The sequence below is a fragment of the Candidatus Nanopelagicales bacterium genome, assembly GCA_037045355.1.
Classification (GTDB): Bacteria; Actinomycetota; Actinomycetes; order S36-B12.
Map to the genome: position 1 here is coordinate 152,518 of JBAOHO010000013.1, position 19,122 is coordinate 171,639.

Genomic DNA, 19,122 nt, shown 5'->3' on the forward strand with positions numbered 1-19,122 from the left:
CGCCGAGGACCTGTCGGGGGTGTGTGCTCAACTGACACACGAACCACCGAGAAGCCAACGCCGGCACCGAACCGTGAGAACACAGAACACCAGCCGTGGGAGGGGGAGTCATGAGGGAGGCCACCACCGTCGGGACAAGCAACTGGGTCACCGATCAGCCGGGGGCCGAAGGTGGCCCGGTCCGGTCGTCCGAGCCGCGCGACCCTGGCTGGCGACTCGACCGAGCGCAGCAGTCGGTGGTGGATGCCGACAAATCCACCATCCTGCTGGGTCCAGCCGGCACCGGAAAGACGGTCGCCATGGTCCACGCCAGCGCCCGGTGGGCGGTCCGCCGTGGCTCCGCTCGGGTGCTCGCCGTGGCTGCCGACCGGGTCGCGGCCCGGGCATGGCAATCGCGGGTCGCGCGGCTCGTGCCGGGGGCCGCACCCACGGTCACGACAGTGGCCGCGCTCGCGCAGAGCATCATCGCTGACGACCGCATCGGCCCTCTGTCTGACGCCGAACCGGTGCGCACCTTGACGGCCCCCGAGCAAGAGGCCCGCATCAGGGAGATCCTCACCGGCACCGTCGATTCCGGCAGTGTGGACTGGCCCACCGAATGGAAACCCGCCCTGCCGACCCGGTCGTTCGCGCGCAGTGTTCGTCGCGCGGTGGCCCGGGCGCGCCGATGTGGCTGGGAACCCGACCGGCTGCGCGAGGTCGCCGAGGCCTGTGGCGATGCCGGATGGCGCGCCATCGCCCAGTTCCTCGACGAGTACCTGCAGGTATTGGACTGGGAGGGAGCGGTCGACTACAGCGAGCTGGCCCTCAGGGCTCGCCGTGTGTGGCGGGGGCGCGGCAGTAGCGCGCAGTGGGACGTCGTCCTGGTCGACGACGCCCACTTTCTCGATCACACCCAGGTCGATCTACTGACCACCCTGGCCGGCAATGGCGGCGTCATCCTCGCCACTGCCGATCCCGACCAGAGCGTGGGTTCCTACCGCGGTTCCGACCCCGCGGCGCTGAGTCAATTGGTCAGCGGGCGCCCGGTAGTGATAGCCGATACGTGCTATCGCGGCGGTGCGCATCTTCGTGACGCGCGGGCTGCGCTCATGGCGGGCCGGTGGTATCCCGGCCTGCCCCGCGCCGACCAGTACCGCACACCGGCACTGAACGACCCCGCCGATCGGCTGACTGCGGTGGAGTACGACGACTCCACCGCAGCGGCCCGGCACATCGCGGCCCAGTTGCGGCACGCGCATCGAACGGGGGTGCCGTGGCGCGATATGGCCGTGCTCACTCCAGCGCCCGGCACCGAGATCCCCTTGCTCGCACGGGCTCTCTCGCAGGCTCGGATCCCGGTCCACGTGCCTGCCGGCGATTCGGCGTTGCGGGATCAGCCAGCCGTCGCCACGCTCCTGAGCGCAGCACGTCTCGTGCTCGCAGCCGACGTGAACGACGCCGCATTGGGGCCGATCTGGCAGCAAGTGCTGGGGTCGGACATGTTCACGCTCCCGCCACGGCAGATCCGACAGGCTGTACGGGCGGCATCGGCGGCAACCGATGGGCAGGTGACGGTCGTTGACCTCGCCCGCGACCCGGTGCTGACAGCGGCTCTGCCCGAGCATCTCCAGCCCGTCGTCCGGAGCGCGCGGCACCTCGTCGAGCGCGTGACCCGAGCCCGCCGCATGCACAGCGAGGGCGCCGCCCCCGCCGAGGTCCTGTGGCAGTTGTGGCACGGCGACGACACATGGCCTCAGCGACTGCGGCAGCGGGCTGTCGGCCGGGGCGAGGCCGCCGTCGCCGCGGGCCGCGAACTCGACGCCGTCATCTCCTTGTTCCGGCTGGCCGAGCGTGCCCCGGAACGCTGGGGCGGCAGCCGCGGCCTGCTGTCCCTGATCGAGGAGATCGATCATCAAGAGATCCCGGCGGAACCCGACTTGAAGACCGAGTCCCGCGCCGACCAGGTCACCGTGATGTCACTGCACCGCTCCCCGGGGCGATCGTGGCCGATGGTCGTGGTGACAGGGATGACCGAATCCTCGTGGTGGGCGGGATCCGACCGCGGCCTGATCGAGCCGCAACGGCTGAGGCCCGAGGGCCTCTTCCCATCCGAGGGCGTTCCGCAGCCTGCCGCAGCCGAAAGACGTCGCTTGCTCAACATCGCCCTGTCCCGCGCCGAGCGAAGTCTGCTCCTCGTGGCCGCGGGGGGTGGTGACGATCCCCCGACCCCACTGCTGGCCCAGGCGGGCATCGCTGTGACTCGGGTCCGCGGACTCCCCGCGCAGCCTCAGACCGCCCTCGACGTTCTCCTCCAGGCGCGGCGCAGCGCCACCACCGGGGCGGGTGACGACGCCGTGGCCGCGCTGGCCGCGCTGGCTGCTCTGGCCGCGGCGACCGACGGCCGCGGCGTGCCGATCGTGGCCGGTGGCGATCCGCAGCGGTGGGACGGCGTCTCGGAGTGGACGCGGGCCCCTGATCCACTGCGTCCGGTCGATCAGCCGCTCGCTCTGTCCGGCTCGGGCCTCGCGGTCCTCGACCAGTGTCAGCTGCGTTGGGCCCTGCAGCGCGAAGTTCACGGCGAGCGGCCCAGCGGAGCGCGCGCCGACTTCGGGATCACCGTCCACGACATCGCCGCCCAACTGGCCGACGATCCCGACAGCGATCCCGCAGAGCTGCTCACCGAGAGGTGGAGCGACGACGGCTACGACGCCTCCTGGTACGCCCGGCTCGAGCGCGCCACCGCCGAACAGGCGGTGCAACGAGCGGCGGCGTGGCTGAAGACGCGATCCGGTCGGGTCTCTGCCGAACACCCCATCGATGTCGCAGTGCCGGTGCGCGGTCCTCACGGCGACGTGATCGACACCGTCAGGATCCGCGGCGCGGTCGACGTCGTCGAGAATGACGGCAGACAGGTTCGCGTGTGGGACTACAAGACCCAGCGCTCTGCCAGTTCCGTCGCAGACACCCGCGACAACGTCCAGCTCGCCGTCTACCAACGGGCCGTGGCCGCAGCCGTCGGGCTGCCGTCAGCGGGTGCGGGTCTGGTGCATCTGTGTCTCCCCGCCGGCTCCCGAGAACTCGATCTGCCCAAGGTGCGGGACCAGGGCCCAGCTGCGGACCTGGGTCCGCGGCTCGACGGCGTCCTGCTCGCGGCGTCAGAAGCTGTGCGCGCCGGTCAGTTCCGACCCAATCCCGGGCCCGGTTGCCGTACGTGCGCCTTCCGAGCCAGTTGCCCGGCCGGAGGTCAGGCATGACCCAGACGGCGCCGTCACCGACGATCACGCCCCGCGACCTCCCGAAGCTGTTCGGCGTACCCCTCAGCGACGAGCAGTTGGCTGCCGCGACCGCTCCGCTGGCCCCCCAACTGATCGTCGCCGGGGCCGGGACCGGCAAGACCACCGTCATGGCTGCTCGAGTGGTCTGGTTGCTTGCCACCGGGCAAGTGCGGCCCCATCAAGTCCTGGGTCTCACCTTCACCAACAAGGCAGCCGGCGAACTGCGTCATCGCATCCGGGCGGCGACCGACAGACTCGGGTCCGGGGCGCTGCCGGACGACGGTGGCGATCCCAGCGTGCTGACGTACCACGCTTTCGCGGGGCGGCTGCTGTCCGACTACGGGCCGCTGCTCGGGGTGGAGTCCGACGCCCGGCTGCTCGCCGACGGCCAACGGGCTCGGCTCGCCTACTCCGTGGCCTGCCACCCCGCGGACATCCGCGGGCTCACCGGCAACCCCACACAGCTGGCCGAGCGAGTTCGAGCCATGGACGACAGCTGCGCGGACATGGGCATTTCCCTGGCCGAGCTGCGCAGCCACGACACCGACTTGTTGCGCCACTTGGAGCAGGCCGGCGGCCCGAACGGTCTGACCGGCAAGATGGTGGCCGCGGCGGAACAGCGCCTCGCGTTGACGGTGCTCACGGCGCAGTTTCGTACCGCCAAGCGTGATGCCGAGTTGATCGACTTCGCCGATCAGGTGCGACTGGCTGACGAGCTGGCTCACGTCGCACCGCTGGTCCGCGATCAGGTTCGCTCCCAGTTTCGAGTCGTACTCCTGGACGAATACCAGGACACGTCGCGGGCGCAGCGCCGGATGCTGCAGGCGTTGTTCGATGGTGGCCACCCGGTCACCGCGGTCGGCGACCCCTGCCAGGCCATCTACGGGTGGCGTGGGGCCAGCGTCACCAATATCGACGAGTTCCCCCGGCACTTCCCGAGCAGCCAGGGTGACGCGCCGGTGTACTCCTTGACGATCAATCGCAGGTCGCTGCCGTCGGTGCTGGCGGCCGCCAACTCCGTGGCCGCCGACTTGCGCGGTTTCCACCGCGTGGCGCCCTTGAGAGCGCCCGCGGACGCGGGCGGCGGTCGGGTGCGCTGTGGCCTGCTGGCTGGTTGGGACGACGAACTTGTCTGGTTGGGTGACCAGCTGGCCGAGACGGCCGCGCGCTTCGCCTGGTCCGACATGGCGGTCCTGTGCCGTTCCAACGATCAGGTCGCCGCCGTGGTGGACCATCTGCGCTCGATCGCGGTTCCCTGTCACGTGTCCTCACGGCGGGACCTGCTCGCCCTGCCGGAGGTCGTCGCCGTTACAGCGCTGCTACGCGTACTGGTTGACCCGTACGCCAACCCCGACCTCATCCACCACTTGGTGGGGCCCCGTTGGAGGATCGGCCCCGTCGACTTGGCGATTCTGGGGCGGCGAGCCCGTGATCTCGCCGATCCGGACTCCAGGCCCGGTGGGGGTCTGGGTGACCAACCGCACAGCTTGCTCGACGCAGTACACGACCCCGGCTGCGAACCCGACTACCCGTACTCGCCCGAGGCGCGTACCCGACTGGCGGCGTTGGTGGCAGAGCTCGATCAGCTGGCTTCCATGAGCGACCGTGCCCCTGCCGACACCGTGAGCGCCATCGTCGACCTCCTCACGCCGGCGTTGTTGCCGCTGGACAGTGCTCAGGTGCCGGACTCCCTTCCGGCGCTGGTCACCATGGCCCAGCATTTCCGAGGGTTGGACGGCTCCCGGACGCTCAGCGACTTCGTGGCGCATCTCGATGACTGTGCCCGGTTCTCCGCGTCACCAGAGGAGCCGCCGGGGCCGCCCGGTGCCGGTGTCGCTGTGATGACGATGCACGCGGCGAAGGGTCTGGAGTTTCCCGTGGTCGCCCTGCCGTTCCTGAGCGCCGGGGTGTTTCCCGCTGCACAGGGATCGTCGCGGTGGGTGACGAGCGCATTGGCGTTGCCACCGGTGGTCCCGGACGAGCCGGACCCCGCTTTGGAGTTGGGGTTCCCGGGCACCGCGTTCACCACTGCCGATCACGATGAGTACGTTGCCGCGTGCCGCCGCGACGACCGGCGTGACGAGGACCGCCTCGCCTATGTGGCCGTCACCCGCGCCAAACGGGAACTCATCGCCAGTGGCCACTGGTGGGGCCCGACCCAGCAACGTCCCCGGGGGCCTTCCGACTACCTGAGGGTCTTGCGGGACCACTGCGAACCGGGGGCCGTGACCGACTGGATGGCTGACCCCGGCGAGCGACCTGAACCCACCTCCCGAGCCGCGGAACTCCTGCGTCCGTGGCCGCAACCTGCGGGACGCGCAGCGGCTCGCGAACTGGCCGAGGCGATCAGTACGGCCGGGCCGCTCACCGATCGCCGGTGGCGCGAACGCATCCGCGACCTGACCGCTGAGCGACACGCCACGCCTGGCACCGCTGTCTCGCCCGAGGTCTGGTCGGCGAGTGCTCTGTTGTCGTGGCTGCGCGACCCCGAGCAGTACACCGACACCATGCTTCGGCCCATGCCGCGCCGCCCCAGCGCAGCTGCCCGCGCCGGTGTCGCCTTCCATTCGTGGATGGAGCACCGGATCGGACAACAGACGCTGTTCGACCTGCCGGACTCCAGCGACGACGATCTGTTCGCCGCCCAACTCGCGCGCACCGCCTACGCCGACCGCACCCCGCATGCGGTGGAGCAGCCCTTCGTGATCGCAGTGTCCGACCTCGTCGTCACGGGGCGCATCGACGCCGTGTTCCGGGTCACCGACCGCGACGACTTCGACTGGGAGGTCGTCGACTGGAAGACCGGCACGTCGGCCGTCGCCGATCCGGGACAACTCGTCCTGTATCGCGCGGCATGGGCTCGGATGATCGGGTGTGACCCGCGGCGGGTCCGAGCCACGTTCGTGTTCCTCGCCGACGGCTCCCACGTCACCTACGACGATCTGGTGGCTCCCGATCAGTTGCTGCGGGGTCATCCAGTGTCTCCGGCCGGCTCACAATAGGCTGACCACCTATGTCAGAACCCCCGTCGCTGCCACTGACAGTGCCGCCGTTGGACCGGGTCGCCCATCGCCGCAGCGACGCGGCGTGGCTGCGGGAGCAATGGCAGTCTTCGTTGGCCCGGGCTGCCGTGTTCGTCGGCGACCGGGTGCTGACCCGCGAGGGTCCTGACCCCGACGTGGCGTGGGTCTCACCCACCGATATCGCTCAGGAGCCGACGGGTGACTGGGTGTTCTTGGGGCAGGACCTCGCGGGCGCGCCGTACTTCGCGGTGCATCGGTCCGGTGACGCCGTGCCCTCCGAACGACTGTTGGGGGTGCGCGAGCTCGGGCTCGCGCTCACCGACGACCCCGAACTCGGCATCGTCGTCGCCGCTGTGGCAGTGCTCAACTGGCACCGCCGCCACTCCCGCTGTGCCCGGTGCGGTGGCCCGACCGTGGTGGCCGACGCGGGCTGGACCCGTCGCTGTCCGGCCGATGACAGTCAGCACTTCCCCCGGGTGGATCCAGCGGTCATCCTGCTCGTCATCGATGACTCCGATCGCGCGCTGCTCGGCCGTCAGTCGCGCTGGCCCCAGCAGTGGTACTCGACGTTGGCCGGTTTCGTGGAGCCCGGCGAAACCCTCGAGAACGCCGTTGAGCGTGAAGTCCGCGAGGAGTCCGGGGTCCCCGTCACGGACATCCGGTACCGCGGGAGCCAGCCATGGCCGTTCCCCGGCTCGCTCATGCTCGGTTTTCACGCTACGGCCCTGGACACCGCCATCACCCCTGACGGCAGCGAGATAGCCGAAGCCCGCTGGTTCACCCGAGAGGAACTGTCCGAGAACTGCGCGGCCGGGCACGTGCGGCTGCCACCGCGGTTCAGCATCTCCCGGTGGTTGATCGAACTGTGGTTCGGAGCCGCCCTGCCCGGTCAATGGTCCCGGCAATGACCGACATCCTGGCCGGCCTCGACCCCGAGCAACGCCATGCCGCGGAAGCCCTCGACGGTCCGGTGCTCATCAAGGCGGGGCCGGGTTCGGGCAAGACCCGCACGATCACACACCGCATCGCGCACGCTGTCCGCACCGGGCGCCACGACCCCTCCCGGTCACTCGCCGTCACCTTCACCGCCCGCGCAGCGGGCGAACTGCACTCCCGGCTGGCCCAGCTCGGTGCGGGAGACGTCGCCGTTCGAACCTTCCACTCGGCTGCGCTGCGTCAGCTGCGGCACTTCTGGGCCGACACGATCGGAGGAACACCGCCCCGCATCGAGGCCGATCGCGCCGGGCTGCTCAGTCAGGCGGCGCGTGACACGTCGCTCCCCAGCGACCGCGACCATCTCGCTGTGTTCACCACCGAACTCGACTGGCTCAAGGCCAACTGCCTCACCGCGGACGAGTACCCGGTGCGCGCGAAGGAGCGCGACACCGGCGGCTTGCCCGCCACGGACATCGGGGCGGTCCTGCAACGCTACGAAACCGTCAAGTCCGAACGCTCGGTCATGGACTTCGACGACGTCCTGTTGGTCACCGTCGGTTTGCTCACCACGCGCAGTGATGTGCGCGAGACAGTCCGCCGCGCCTTTCGCTGGTTCACCGTCGACGAATACCAAGACGTCAGTCCGCTGCAGCAGCGACTGCTCGACCTGTGGGTCGGCGACCGCGACCAGATCTGCGTCGTGGGCGACGCCGCGCAGACCATCTACCAGTTCGCCGGTGCCGATCCCACCCTGCTGGCTGGATTCCCACGGCGCTACCCGAGTGCCACTGTCGTCGAACTGCCCACCACGTACCGCTGCGCGCCTGCCATCGCCGCGGCAGCCAACCGGCTGGGCCGCGACCTGCCCGGGGCGCTGCAACTGCGCAGTGCCGGCACCGACCCGGGCCGGACCAGGGTGCTGAGCTTCCCGACGGACACCGTTGAAGCGCGTGGCGTTGCCGACGAGATCGCGGGTCTGATCAGATTCGGGCAGTCACCCTCCGACATCGCGTGCCTCTACCGCATCCATCGCCAAGGTCGAGTGCTGCAGGACGAGATGCGCCGCCGGGAGATCCCGTTCAGCACTCGCGGCGGCGACCGGTTCTTCGAACGGCCTGAAGTGCGCGAAGCCGTGACCCGCTACCGCGGCGAACTGCGCGTCCAGCCCGACGCTTCGGCGCCCGAGATCATGGCTGCGGTGCTCGCGGCCATGGGTCACGAACCGACCCCGCCGGACAGTCCTGGAGTTCGCGACCGGTGGGAATCCCTCGCAGCCCTCGCCGCCCTGTATCCGAGCGCGACCAATGACGCGTCAGGGCTCGTCGCCACCGGCGCGCAGGGACTCGACGAACTGCAGCAGCGCGGGACCGACAACCAGTCCCCACCGCCGGCGGGCGTCAGCCTGCTCACGTTGCACGCCGCCAAGGGCCTCGAATGGGACACCGTCTTCATCATCGGTGCGGATGACTCCTCCCTGCCGTATTCACGGGCGGAGTCATCGGATGCTCGCCTCGAGGAGCAGCGGCTCGCGTACGTCGGGTTCACCCGGGCGAAGCGTCGACTCGTTGTCTCGTGGACGACCGAGACCACCCGTGGCGGCAGGCAGGGGCCCTCGCCCTATCTGGCGGCACTGGATGGCTCCGGGACGGTTCCCGAGTTCCCCGCGCCACCTGTTGCGCAACCCGCGACCGACGATCACTGCGATCGGGCCGGTGCCGGCCTGCCGCCGGCTCGGTGCACCCGTTGTCACCGGGCCCTTGTGACGGGGAGGGAGCGGGTGCTGGGTCACTGCGAATCCTGTGGCTCACCTGCGGACGATCGACTCGTCGCTGAGTTGACCGCTTGGCGCGACCGCACGGCCGATGCCGCCGGGCTGCCCGGGCATGCCGTGCTGACCGATACGACACTGCGCGCCATCGCAGAGCGGATTCCCCGTGACCCGGTTGCGCTCGGTGAGATCCCCGGCATGTGGCCCCACCGGATCGCCGACCACGGTTCCGCCATCCTGGCCATCGTGGCGGGTCGGGCTACAGCAGATCCTCGTCCATGAAGCCGGGCACCCAGCGCTCCATCTCGGGGCGCACCGGGATCGTCGCGTCCAGTTGACACGTCACGCCGGTGGCACCGATCCACACCCGGTGGATCAGCGCGTAGCTGGGCGGCAGGTTCAATTTCAGGCCCACCGTGAAGTCGGCGCCCCGGGGATCCTTGACCCGCTCGAAGAGGCCCCGCAGCCACTGCCGTGAGTAGTGGAACTCCTCGACCTGCAGGGGTTCGATGAACGGGGTCAGATAGTCCAGCAGGCGGTCAGCGTCCAATGTGATGTGGGGCCGCACGAATCCCTCGGCCGTGAGGCCGGCCAGGACGGTGTCGGCGTCGCCGGCCATCGCGATGCGCATCAACCGTCCCACGGCCCGGGGCATGCCGTCGGGCAGGTGGGCGACCGCTCCGAAGTCGAGGACCGCGAGTCGTCCGTCGGGCATGATCCGGAAGTTGCCGGGATGGGGGTCGGCGTGCAGCAGTCGGGCCCGCTCCGGGCTGCAGAGCAGGAATCGCTGGTACAGCAGCCCCGCGTGATCGCGCTCCTCACGTGTTCCCTTCGCTATCACGTCGGCCAACGGGCGGCCCTCCACCCATTCCGTGACGAGAACGTTCGGCGCGGCCGACAGAACATGCGGGATCACGAAGTCAGGGTCGTCGTCAAAGGCAACCGCGAAGGCTCGCTGGGACTGGGACTCTGTGAGGTAGTCGAGTTCCTCGAGGACCCGCTCCCGCAACTCTTCGAGCAGCGGTTTCATGTCGAGGCCAGGGACCGCAGTGCCGAACAGTCGGCCCATGCGGACCATCTGTTTCAGATCGCTTGCCAGCGCCTTGGCGGCTCCGGGGTACTGGACCTTGACTGCGACGTCGCGGCCATCACGCCACACTCCCCGGTGGACCTGTCCGATGCTGGCGGCGGCTGCCGGCTGGTCGTTGAACTCGGCGAACCGGTCGCGCCAGTCGGCCCCCAGTTGGTCGGCGAGCACTTCGTGCACGGTCTCGGCGGGCAGCGGGGGAGCGGCCTCCTGCAGCCGGGTCAGGGTCGCGCGGTAGGGCCCGGCCATGTCCTCGGGGAGCGCGGCCTCGAAGATGCTCATCGCCTGGCCGACTTTCATGGCCCCGCCTTTGAGTTCACCGAGCACCTTGAACATCTGTTCGGCGGAGCGTTGCTGCAACTCGGTGGTAACCGCCTCGGCGGGCTTGCCGCCCATACGTTTACCGAGGCCCACCGCGGCTCGCCCCGCATGTCCGATCGGCAGGGCGGCCAGCCGCGCACTGCGCGTCAGGGTGCGCCGGGGGAGTTGGGCCACGACGACATTCTCGCCCACTGTGCGCGGTCGCGCTCATCGACGTCCGCCGACGATCGGTAGACCGGGGTGACCCACACCGACCAGCCTCTGGTCAGGTCGGGTGATCACCGACCAACGGCCACCAGCATCCGCAGGCTGGATGTCTGGCGACCTGGGTCGGGAGCGGCTGCAGGGCGTCGAGGTCACAGGTCCAGTACTGAGAGTGCAGTGCCGAGTCTCCGGTCTCGAGATGCTGCACGATGCCGCGCACCGCCACAGCGCTCGCGTGCCCCATGAGGACGGGGTCCGGCTGTGGCGAGGTTGTCCTGCGCAGTTGTTCCGACAGCGCTGGCCACTGTCGGTCTCGGTCGCACCGGCTCAGATGCAGGCACTGCAGGCACGCCGTGGCGCCGGGGACGACCAGCGGCCCCACCCGAACGGAATCCGGGCGGGGAACCACGACCAGGTGAGGCGTGTCGGATCCCATCCAGCGCTGGATGGTGGTCGGGGAGGGCCGCCCGACATGGATCTCGAGCACCGCATCGCCGCGTCGGTCGACAACCGGCACACCAGCGGCCCGCAACGAAATGCGCAGGGGCTCGCTCAGATCGTCGTCGCCGGACACTGCCACCGCTGCGGACCCGCGGCGCTCGATGCGGTCGAAGGCATCGAGACCGCGGGCGGCGCGGCTGAGGTAGGCGCGAGCGCCGGCATCACCGTGCACAGACGCCAAGGCTCGCCAATGCCGCAGATCTACCAAGGCGCCGACCTCCTGCAGGGTGCGAACGCCGACCCCGTCGTGGTCGGTGCCGCGGGCCGCCGCCCGTAGCGGGCCGCTCAGATGCTCGGGGAGGTCGGCTGGTGTCGGATCGAAGGCCACGCGCAGGCCGGTGGCTCCGGTCAGCAGCGGACGCCAGGGATGGAGGCGAAGAAGTTCATGGGTCGTCACGACGGTCACTTTGCGCCGCGCCGGTCCAGATCCGATCGGCCATCCACAGGCCGTGACGCTGTGTCGCCAAGCGATCGCGTTCGGCGTCGACTTCCGGACGCCGGCATCGCCCCTGAAAATCGCCGCATGGCCCCCACCCGGATACCGACGACGTCGGGGGTTACTCTTGCACGCGCGATGGTCGGCAGCCGCCGACCCCGACGAGGAGGCATCAACGATGGCCGAGGAATACAGCGGCACTGCGTACTGCGTGAAGTGCAAGGAGAAGCGTGACTTCACCGGTGAGGTGTCGGTCAACGCCAAGGGCACACGCATGGCCAAGGGCAAGTGCCCGGTCTGCGGCACCACCGTCGCCCGGATTCTGGGCAAGGCCTGATCTGAGCGGAGGGGGGCCACACCAGCCCCTCTCCCGCCTTTCCACACGGTGGCATGAGTACCCATAGACCGGCGCCGCCGGATTTCGACACCGCCGCGGCCCGCGCCGCCGCCACCATTGCGCAGTGGCCGGTCGGTGAGCCCATCCGGCTCGCCAAGCGAACCTCGAATCTCTTCCGCTCCCGCGATGCTGTCTCGCACCGTCTCGACCTCGGTGCGTTCGACGGTGTCTATGACGTCGATGTCGAGCGGCGCACCGCCTCCGTCGGTGGGCTGACGACCTACGAGGACCTGGTGGCCGCCACGCTCCCGTATGGCCTGGTCCCGCTGTGTGTCCCGCAGTTGCGCACCATCACCCTCGGCGGTGCCGTCACCGGGCTGGGGATCGAAGCGGCCAGCTTCCGCAACGGCCTGCCGCATGAGTCCGTCCTCGGCATGGATGTGCTGACAGGTGCGGGTGAGATCGTGCGCGCGGAACCAAACGGCCCGCACAGCGACCTGTTCTTCGGATTCGCCAACTCCTACGGGACTCTCGGGTATGCGCTTCGGTTGGACATCGAGCTCGAACCAGTCCCGGCGCAGATGGCATTGCGCCACACGGCGTTCGGGTCCACCACGGACATGGCCGAGGCGATCGGCGAGATCGTCGTCGGAGGCAAGTGGCAGGACGAGTCTGTCGACTACGTGGACGGCACGGTGTTCGCCGGCAACGAGATGTACCTGACGACGGCGCGCTACGTGGATGACATGGGCCCGTCTTCGGACTACACCGGCATGGACATCTACTACCGGTCGATCCGGCGGCAAGCGTCCGATCGGCTGACCACACTGGACTACCTGTGGCGCTGGGACACCGACTGGTTCTGGTGTTCTCGGGCCATGGGGGCGCAGAACCCGACCGTGCGGCGACTGTGGCCGAAGTCCAGGCTGCGCAGTGACGTCTACTGGAAGATCGTGGCCTTCGAACGGCGGCACAACATCACCAACCGGATCGCGGTACGACGAGGCCGCCCGCAGCGCGAAGCGGTCGTGCAAGATGTCGAGGTCCCGTTGGCCGCACTGCCGGAGTTCATGGACTTCTTTCACCACGAGGTGCGGATCGAACCGGTGTGGGTGTGCCCGCTGCGTCAGCGTGATCCCGATGCGGTGTGGCCGTTGTACCAGTTCGACCCGAACGGCATCTACGTCAACGTGGGTTTCTGGTCCAGCGTCGAACTCCCCCCCGGCGTCGAGCCAGCGGCGGGGACGGTCAACCGCGCGATCGAGAAGAAGGTCACGCAGTTGGGTGGACGCAAGTCGCTGTACTCCACGGCCTACTACGACCGAGACGAGTTCTACGACATCTACGGCGGGGACACCTACTGGCGGCTGAAAGACCGCTACGACCCCGAACGGCGGTTGCTCGATTTGTACGCCAAGTGCGTGCGTTCCTCGTGACTGCCGCGCCCGCAACCGCCATGATGGCCGCAATGAGGAGGAACCCCCGATGAACATTGCCGACGCTTTCCGCATGGTCGTCCCCGACAGCCCCGAGCTTGAGTTCGTCGGCTACGACGGCAGTCGGGCCGGCAGTCCCGATGCCCCCTACCGGATCACGTTGACATCGGAGCGGGCGCTGCAGGCCATCGCCGGGGCTCCTGGTCAACTGGGGATCGCCCGCGCGTACGTCAACGGCGATGTGGACATCAGCGGTGACATCTACGGCGCATTCGATGTGCTGTACCGGTCAGCGCAGATGCCGTCGTGGTCGGATCGGCTGGCCCTGGCCAAGCAGTTCGGCCCCCACGCGCTGAAGAGGCTCCCACCGCCTCCCGAGGAGGTTCGCCTGTCGGGCCGGCGTCACGGGAAGAACCGGGATGCTGCGGCCATCAGTCATCACTACGACGTCAGCAACCGCTTTTACGAGTGGTTGCTCGGCCCCACGATGGCCTACACGTGCGCGGTGTTTCCCAAGCCCGACTCCACGTTGGAGGAGGCGCAGGACGAGAAGTTCGATCTGGTCTGTCGGAAGTTGGGGCTGCAGTCCGGGATGCGACTGCTCGATGTCGGCTGCGGTTGGGGTGGGATGGCCCGTCACGCAGCGGCCAACTACGGCGTCAAGGTCATCGCAGTGACCTTGTCCGCGCAACAGGCCACGTGGGGCCAGCAGATGATTCGCGAGGAAGGACTGACCGACCTGGTCGATCTTCGGTGCGGTGACTACCGTGACGTACCCGAAACCGGCTTCGACGTCGTGTCGTCGATCGGGCTGACCGAGCACATCGGGCGCGCGAACTACCCCGGCTACTTCTCATTCCTGCGTGACAAGTTGGTCGAGGGTGGTCGGCTGTTGAACCACTGCATCACGCGGACGGACACCAAGCAGCCCACCATGTACCGGCGCGGGTTCATCAATCGCTACATCTTCCCGGACGGCGAACTAGTCAATGTCGGCCATCTGATCGAGGCGATGGAGCATCAGAAGCTGGAAGTGCAGCACGAGGAGAATCTGCGCGTGCACTACGCGATGACCTTGCAGAAGTGGTCGGAGAACCTCGACGATCACTGGGAGGACGCGGTCGCCGAGGTCGGGTTGCGCAAGGCCCGGGTATGGCGCCTCTACCTGGCCGTTTCCCGGTTCGGGTTCGCGCACAACGTCATCCAACTGCACCAGGTGCTGTCCACCCGCACATCGCCGGACGGTTACGCGAACATCCCGTTGCGCCCCGACTGGGGGTCGTGACGCCCCGAGCTCCGTAGGAGCACTCAGGGCTCAGTTCGAGCCCGGTTCACCCGGGCCTTGGTCGGGGTCGGCCGCTCCGCGGGCCTCGGGCATCTCGATGGTCTCCGCGCCGGAGCGTTCGAAGAAGCCGTCGAGGTCGTCGAGGTCCTCGGCGGTCGGCATCAGGTCGGGGTGGTCCCAGTAGCCGTCGCGAGCGGCGGTGTCGCTGTCCGCTTCGACGCGTGACCAGAACTGCGCGGCTTCGCGAAGGCGGCGCGGTCGCAGCTCCAACCCGACCAGGCTGGCGAATGTCTTCTCGGCCGGGCCACCGGCCGCCCGGCGGCGGCGCATCGCCTCGGTCAACTGCGGCAGGGACGGGAGTCGGTCCGCGACCGCCACGACCACGACATGGTCGACCCAGCCTTCGACCAGTGCCAGCAGAGTTTCGAGCCGGGCCAGGGCAGCGAGCTGAGCGGGGGACTGCGTCAGCTCGAACATGTCCCCACCCATGGCCTCGGTGAGGCTGGCGGGATCGGACGGGTCGAACTTGCCGAAGGCTTCTTCCATCTGGCTCATGTCGACCTGGATGCCGCGGGCGTAGGCGGCGACGGCGTCCTCGAGACGCGATCGCAGCCACGGAACGTGAGTGAAGAGACGCTGGTGGGCGCACTCGCGCAGCGCCACATACAGCAGCACCTCTTGGCGCGGCATGCCCAACCCGTCGGCGAACTCGTTGATGTTGAGGGGCACGAGTGTGGGCCGACCGTCGGGGGTCAACGGGATTCCGATGTCGGAGGACGACAGCACCTCGCCGCTGAGCATCCCCAGCCCTTGCCCCACCTGGTTGGCGAACATCGCGGAGCCGAGTTGCTGGGCCATACCCGCCAGCGGTCCCATCATGGACTTCATCTGTTCGGCGTCGAGTCCCGGGATGCCCTCGGGCAGGCTCTGTCCACTCATCAGACCGGTCATGGCGCCCTGCACGTGCTCGGCGACGGGCGTGACGATGCGCTGCCATGCGGGGATGGTGCCGTCGACCCACTCTCCGCGGCTCCAGGCGATCGCAGCTGCGTTGCTGGCGGCGAACGACGAGGCACCATCGAGCCAGTGGTTGGCCAGGCCGACTGCCTCATCGACCGCAGTGCGCTCGGCAGCTGTCACGCCGTGGTCGGCCTTCTGCGGTTCGCTGCTGCGCGCGATCTGGCCGGCCATGTCCCAGTTGACTGCCCCCTCGCCTCCGGCCTGCAGCATGCGGCCCAGGGACTCCAGCGCGGAGCCGAGATTGGACAGGTCGAAGTTGCCCAACGGGTTGTTGCCCGGGTCGCCGTCCCCCGGCGGTTGGAAGCCGAAGGGGATGTTGCCGCTCATGTGCGATCTCCTTGCTTGGATCCCCCCACGGTATCTGCGGGTGGGGTCCTTGACGACCGCGTTGCGGCCGCGTCCGCTCAGAGCGCACAAACAACAGACCACGCGGTTGTCGGGCATGGGGGATACTTCCGGGGTGGAACCGCTGATCTGGTTGACCCTGCCCGTGGTCGTCACGATTCTGGCGGCCATCGTGCTGCTCCGCCGCGATCGCCGTCCCGCAACTCCCGACGATGCCGAGCGCCTGCGTCGCATCAGACGCGGTCTCGGCGGATCATGACGCGCGCCCGGTTCTGGGCGGTGCTTGCCATCGCCTTGTCGGTGGTCGTCGTGACAGGCGCCGTGCTGGTGCCCATACCGTTCGTGTCCCGATCGCCGGGCCCGGTCTTCGACATCCTCGGCACGAACGAGAACAAGCAGGTTCTGGTCATCTCCGGCACGAAGACCCATCCCACGACGGGAGTGCTCGACATGACGACAGTCGCGGAGAGCGGCGGATCGTCGGGTCAGATCACCGTGGGGTCGGCCCTGGTGGGTCTGTTCATGCCGGACACGACCGTCGTCCCCGATGACAGTGCTGCGGAGCCCGGCGACCGCGAGGTGCAAGAAGCCATCTTCCGAGACTCGACCTCGGGTGCGCTCGGAGCGGCCGCCCGGTACCTGGATCGACCGGTGCGTTCGTACGCGACGGTGCTTCAGGTTGTCGCCGGCGGAGCATCCGAGGGACTGCTGCAGACGGGGGACACCGTGGTCGCCATCGACGGGAAGAAGATCGACACCCGCGAAGACGTCAGCGCCGCGATCTCCGGTCAGCCCGCGGGAACCACGTTCGCGATCAGCGTTGAGCGGGACGGCAGGGAACGCGTCGTGGAGGTCACATCGCGCCAGGACCCGGATGATCCCGCCAAGGCCGTGATCGGCGTGTTGCTGGACGATCAATACCGATCCGATTTCAAAGCCACCGTGAATCTGGACAACATCGGAGGGCCGAGCGCAGGTTTGATGCTGTCGATCGGCATGGTCGACAGGCTCACTCCGGGAGATTTGCTCGGTGGGCGCACGGTCGCCGGCACGGGGACCATTGACGGCCAGGGTCACGTCGGCGCGATCGGAGGAATCGACAAGAAGATGATCGCGGCGCAACAGGCCGGAGCGGAACTGTTCCTCGCTCCCGCGGACAACTGCCCTGACGTGGTGGGGTCACAACCGGACGGATTGCCCGTTGTCCCGGTCGCCACGTTGACCGAGGCCATCACGGCGCTCGAGGACTGGCGGGCGGGGCGACCACTTCCGGGATGCCCGCGCACGGGCGACGAGTAGGGTTTCGCTCATGGCTTTCGACATGCCCGGTGGTGGTGCCGGCACCGGCGCCGGTGGAACCGCCCAGCGACTCGCGGAACCACCGTCGCGCGGGCGGGTGCTCGTGCCCACGATCCTGGTCCTGAGCGGACTGGTCCTGGCGTTCGTGATCTTCTCGGGGTTCTACAGCGACTGGCTGTGGTTCGGCTCGGTCGAGAAGACGTCGGTGTTCGCCACCACGGTCATGTCCCAGATCGGGTTGTTCCTGGTCTTCGGTGCGCTCATGACGGGGGCATTGGCCCTCAACGCGGCGATCGCGTTCCGCACCCGTCCGGCCTTTGGTCGTATGACCGCCGAGCAGGCGTCCTTGGAGCGGTATCGCGCGTCCATCGAACCGTACCGACTCGTGATCACCATCGGGCTCGCCACGTTCATGGGCATCATGACCGGGCTGTCAGCGAGCGCGGAGTGGTCGGCGTTCCAGTTGTGGCGCGAAGGGGGCGCGTTCGGCCAGACCGATGCGCAGTTCGGGATGGACGTTGGCTTCTTCGTGTTCCAACTGCCCTGGTTCCGATTCCTGATCGGCTGGGTGTTCGCCGTCCTGCTGCTCAGCTTGATGACCGCCGTCGTTGTTCATTACCTCTACGGAGGTATCCGACTCCAGGGCGACTCACGGATGATCAGCCCGGCCGCTCAGTCCCATCTCGCTGTTCTGGCGGGGCTGTTCTTGCTGGCCAAGGCCGTCGCCTACTGGTTGGACCGCTACGACCTGGCTGTGGAAAGCCAGTCCCTCGTCCCCGGTTTCACGGGCTTGAAGTACGTCGACGTCAACGCGGTGCTGCCGAGCAAGACCATCCTGGCGTTTGCGGCGATCGTCGTCGCGATCCTGTTCTTCATCACGGCATTCCGCCGCCAGTGGTCGCTGCCCCTGATCGCTCTGGGCATCCTGCTGGCCAGCAGTGTCCTGATCGGTTGGCTCTACCCGACGGTCGTGCAGTACTTCCAGGTCCGACCCACCGAGGAAGTCCGGGAACGGCCGTTCATCCAGAACAACATCAACGCCACCAGGACCGCGTACGGGCTCGACGGTGTTCAGGTGCAGGACTACGACGGCCAGGAGGTCGCGCCGGCCTCTGTGCTGCGTACGGACTCCGGCACACTGCGCAACATCAGGTTGCTCGATCCGTCCGTGGTCAGTCCGACCTTCCGGCAACAGCAGCAGATCCGCGGGTTCTACGCGTTCCCGGACGCGCTGGACGTCGACCGCTACACGCTGCCCGACAAGTTGCAGCAGGGCGCCGTGGTATCGGTTCGCGAACTCGACTTGAACGGGCTGCCGGAGGGGCAGCGCAACTGGACCAACGACAAGACCGTGTACACCCACGGCTATGGGTTCGTCGCCGCGCGACGACAACACGGCGACCACAGGCGGTGCCCCTAGTTACTTCGAAAGCGACATCCCGCCGCAGGGGATCCTCGACATCACCGAGCCCCGGATCTACTTCGGGCAGTTGTCGCCCGAGTACTCGATCGTCGGTGCCCCCGAAGGTGACCCGCCGCGCGAGTTGGATTTCCCCGACGACGCCAGCCCGACCGGTCAGCGCAACAACACCTATACCGGGATCGGCGGCGTCCCGATGGGTTCGCTGTTCAACCGCATGGTGTTCGCGACCAAGTTCCAGGACTCCAACATCCTGCTGTCCGACCTGGTCAACCCGGAGTCGCGCATCCTGTACGACCGCGACCCGCGTGACCGGGTGGCCAAGGTCGCGCCGTGGCTCACGCTTGGACGGCGATCCGTATCCGATCGTGGTGGACGGGCGGATCAAGTGGATGGTCGACGGTTACACCACCAGTAACAACTACCCCAACTCGGCGCGAACTCTGC

Annotated in this window: 14 protein-coding genes; 11 read left to right on the forward strand and 3 right to left on the reverse strand. The window is 68.4% G+C overall.

Features of this window, described 5'->3' with window-relative positions; genetic code table 11:
• Positions 1-110: 110 nt before the first annotated feature.
• From V9E98_07325 to V9E98_07340, 4 genes are read left to right on the forward strand one after another with little or no spacing between them, the layout of a single operon-like run.
• Positions 111-3,236: an ATP-dependent DNA helicase gene (locus V9E98_07325; protein MEI2716792.1), complete on the forward strand. Its 3,126-nt coding sequence runs from the start codon at positions 111-113 to the stop codon at positions 3,234-3,236.
• On the forward strand, positions 3,233-6,259 hold the full coding sequence (locus V9E98_07330) for an ATP-dependent DNA helicase (protein ID MEI2716793.1): 3,027 nt from the start codon (positions 3,233-3,235) through the stop codon (positions 6,257-6,259). The genes V9E98_07325 and V9E98_07330 overlap by 4 nt, the downstream gene beginning before the upstream one ends.
• An 11-nt stretch (positions 6,260-6,270) precedes the next feature.
• Entirely contained in the window at positions 6,271-7,188 is a 918-nt protein-coding gene (nudC, locus tag V9E98_07335) for an NAD(+) diphosphatase (protein MEI2716794.1), read from the forward strand.
• Positions 7,185-9,266, forward strand: a complete 2,082-nt coding sequence (locus V9E98_07340) for an ATP-dependent DNA helicase UvrD2 (GenBank protein ID MEI2716795.1) — start codon at positions 7,185-7,187, stop codon at positions 9,264-9,266. Before nudC ends, V9E98_07340 begins: the two co-directional genes overlap by 4 nt.
• Here V9E98_07340 and V9E98_07345 read toward each other — a convergent pair.
• A complete protein-coding gene (locus tag V9E98_07345; protein ID MEI2716796.1) occupies positions 9,244-10,566 on the reverse strand; it encodes an AarF/ABC1/UbiB kinase family protein in 1,323 nt (440 codons plus the stop codon). The genes V9E98_07340 and V9E98_07345 overlap by 23 nt on opposite strands.
• Before the next feature lie 91 nt (positions 10,567-10,657).
• Positions 10,658-11,494, reverse strand: a complete 837-nt coding sequence (locus V9E98_07350) for a TOMM precursor leader peptide-binding protein (protein ID MEI2716797.1) — start codon at positions 11,492-11,494, stop codon at positions 10,658-10,660.
• A 52-nt stretch (positions 11,495-11,546) separates the two neighbouring features.
• Here V9E98_07350 and V9E98_07355 point away from each other — a divergent pair, with 52 nt between their 5' ends.
• The 3 genes from V9E98_07355 to V9E98_07365 are packed head-to-tail and all read left to right on the forward strand — an operon-like array spanning position 11,547 to position 14,591.
• Positions 11,547-11,870: a DUF5679 domain-containing protein gene (locus V9E98_07355; protein MEI2716798.1), complete on the forward strand. Its 324-nt coding sequence runs from the start codon at positions 11,547-11,549 to the stop codon at positions 11,868-11,870.
• 53 nt (positions 11,871-11,923) lie between these two features.
• The gene (locus V9E98_07360; GenBank protein MEI2716799.1) at positions 11,924-13,306 is read left to right on the forward strand and encodes an FAD-binding oxidoreductase; all 1,383 of its coding nucleotides are present in this window, start codon (positions 11,924-11,926) and stop codon (positions 13,304-13,306) included.
• A 49-nt stretch (positions 13,307-13,355) separates the two neighbouring features.
• Positions 13,356-14,591, forward strand: a complete 1,236-nt coding sequence (locus V9E98_07365) for a class I SAM-dependent methyltransferase (protein ID MEI2716800.1) — start codon at positions 13,356-13,358, stop codon at positions 14,589-14,591.
• Positions 14,592-14,621: 30 nt separating this feature from the next.
• On the opposite strand, the gene V9E98_07370 is transcribed toward V9E98_07365, so the two are convergent.
• Positions 14,622-15,938 (reverse strand): zinc-dependent metalloprotease, encoded by a 1,317-nt coding sequence (locus V9E98_07370; protein ID MEI2716801.1) that lies wholly within the window; start codon positions 15,936-15,938, stop codon positions 14,622-14,624.
• Between the two features lie 133 nt (positions 15,939-16,071).
• Here V9E98_07370 and V9E98_07375 point away from each other — a divergent pair, with 133 nt between their 5' ends.
• The 4 genes from V9E98_07375 to V9E98_07390 are packed head-to-tail and all read left to right on the forward strand — an operon-like array spanning position 16,072 to position 19,093.
• The gene (locus tag V9E98_07375; protein MEI2716802.1) at positions 16,072-16,215 is read left to right on the forward strand and encodes a hypothetical protein; all 144 of its coding nucleotides are present in this window, start codon (positions 16,072-16,074) and stop codon (positions 16,213-16,215) included.
• Complete coding sequence (locus V9E98_07380) at positions 16,212-17,255, forward strand: PDZ domain-containing protein (GenBank protein MEI2716803.1); 1,044 nt, start codon at positions 16,212-16,214, stop codon at positions 17,253-17,255. Before V9E98_07375 ends, V9E98_07380 begins: the two co-directional genes overlap by 4 nt.
• A 10-nt stretch (positions 17,256-17,265) precedes the next feature.
• Positions 17,266-18,675 (forward strand): UPF0182 family protein, encoded by a 1,410-nt coding sequence (locus tag V9E98_07385; GenBank protein MEI2716804.1) that lies wholly within the window; start codon positions 17,266-17,268, stop codon positions 18,673-18,675.
• Positions 18,623-19,093, forward strand: a complete 471-nt coding sequence (locus tag V9E98_07390) for a UPF0182 family protein (protein ID MEI2716805.1) — start codon at positions 18,623-18,625, stop codon at positions 19,091-19,093. Before V9E98_07385 ends, V9E98_07390 begins: the two co-directional genes overlap by 53 nt.
• The last annotated feature ends 29 nt before the right edge of the window (positions 19,094-19,122 follow it).

Excerpts from the sequence above, each read along its gene's own strand:
- V9E98_07325 (MEI2716792.1), top strand. The coding sequence starts at position 111 with ATGAGGGAGGCCACCACCGTCGGGACAAGCAACTGGGTCACCGATCAG.
- V9E98_07330 (MEI2716793.1), top strand. The coding sequence starts at position 3,233 with ATGACCCAGACGGCGCCGTCACCGACGATCACGCCCCGCGACCTCCCG.
- nudC (MEI2716794.1), top strand. The coding sequence starts at position 6,271 with ATGTCAGAACCCCCGTCGCTGCCACTGACAGTGCCGCCGTTGGACCGG.
- V9E98_07340 (MEI2716795.1), top strand. The coding sequence starts at position 7,185 with ATGACCGACATCCTGGCCGGCCTCGACCCCGAGCAACGCCATGCCGCG.
- V9E98_07360 (MEI2716799.1), top strand. The coding sequence starts at position 11,924 with ATGAGTACCCATAGACCGGCGCCGCCGGATTTCGACACCGCCGCGGCC.
- V9E98_07365 (MEI2716800.1), top strand. The coding sequence starts at position 13,356 with ATGAACATTGCCGACGCTTTCCGCATGGTCGTCCCCGACAGCCCCGAG.
- V9E98_07370 (MEI2716801.1), bottom strand. The coding sequence starts at position 15,938 with ATGAGCGGCAACATCCCCTTCGGCTTCCAACCGCCGGGGGACGGCGAC.
- V9E98_07380 (MEI2716803.1), top strand. The coding sequence starts at position 16,212 with ATGACGCGCGCCCGGTTCTGGGCGGTGCTTGCCATCGCCTTGTCGGTG.
- V9E98_07385 (MEI2716804.1), top strand. The coding sequence starts at position 17,266 with ATGGCTTTCGACATGCCCGGTGGTGGTGCCGGCACCGGCGCCGGTGGA.
- V9E98_07390 (MEI2716805.1), top strand. The coding sequence starts at position 18,623 with ATGGGTTCGTCGCCGCGCGACGACAACACGGCGACCACAGGCGGTGCC.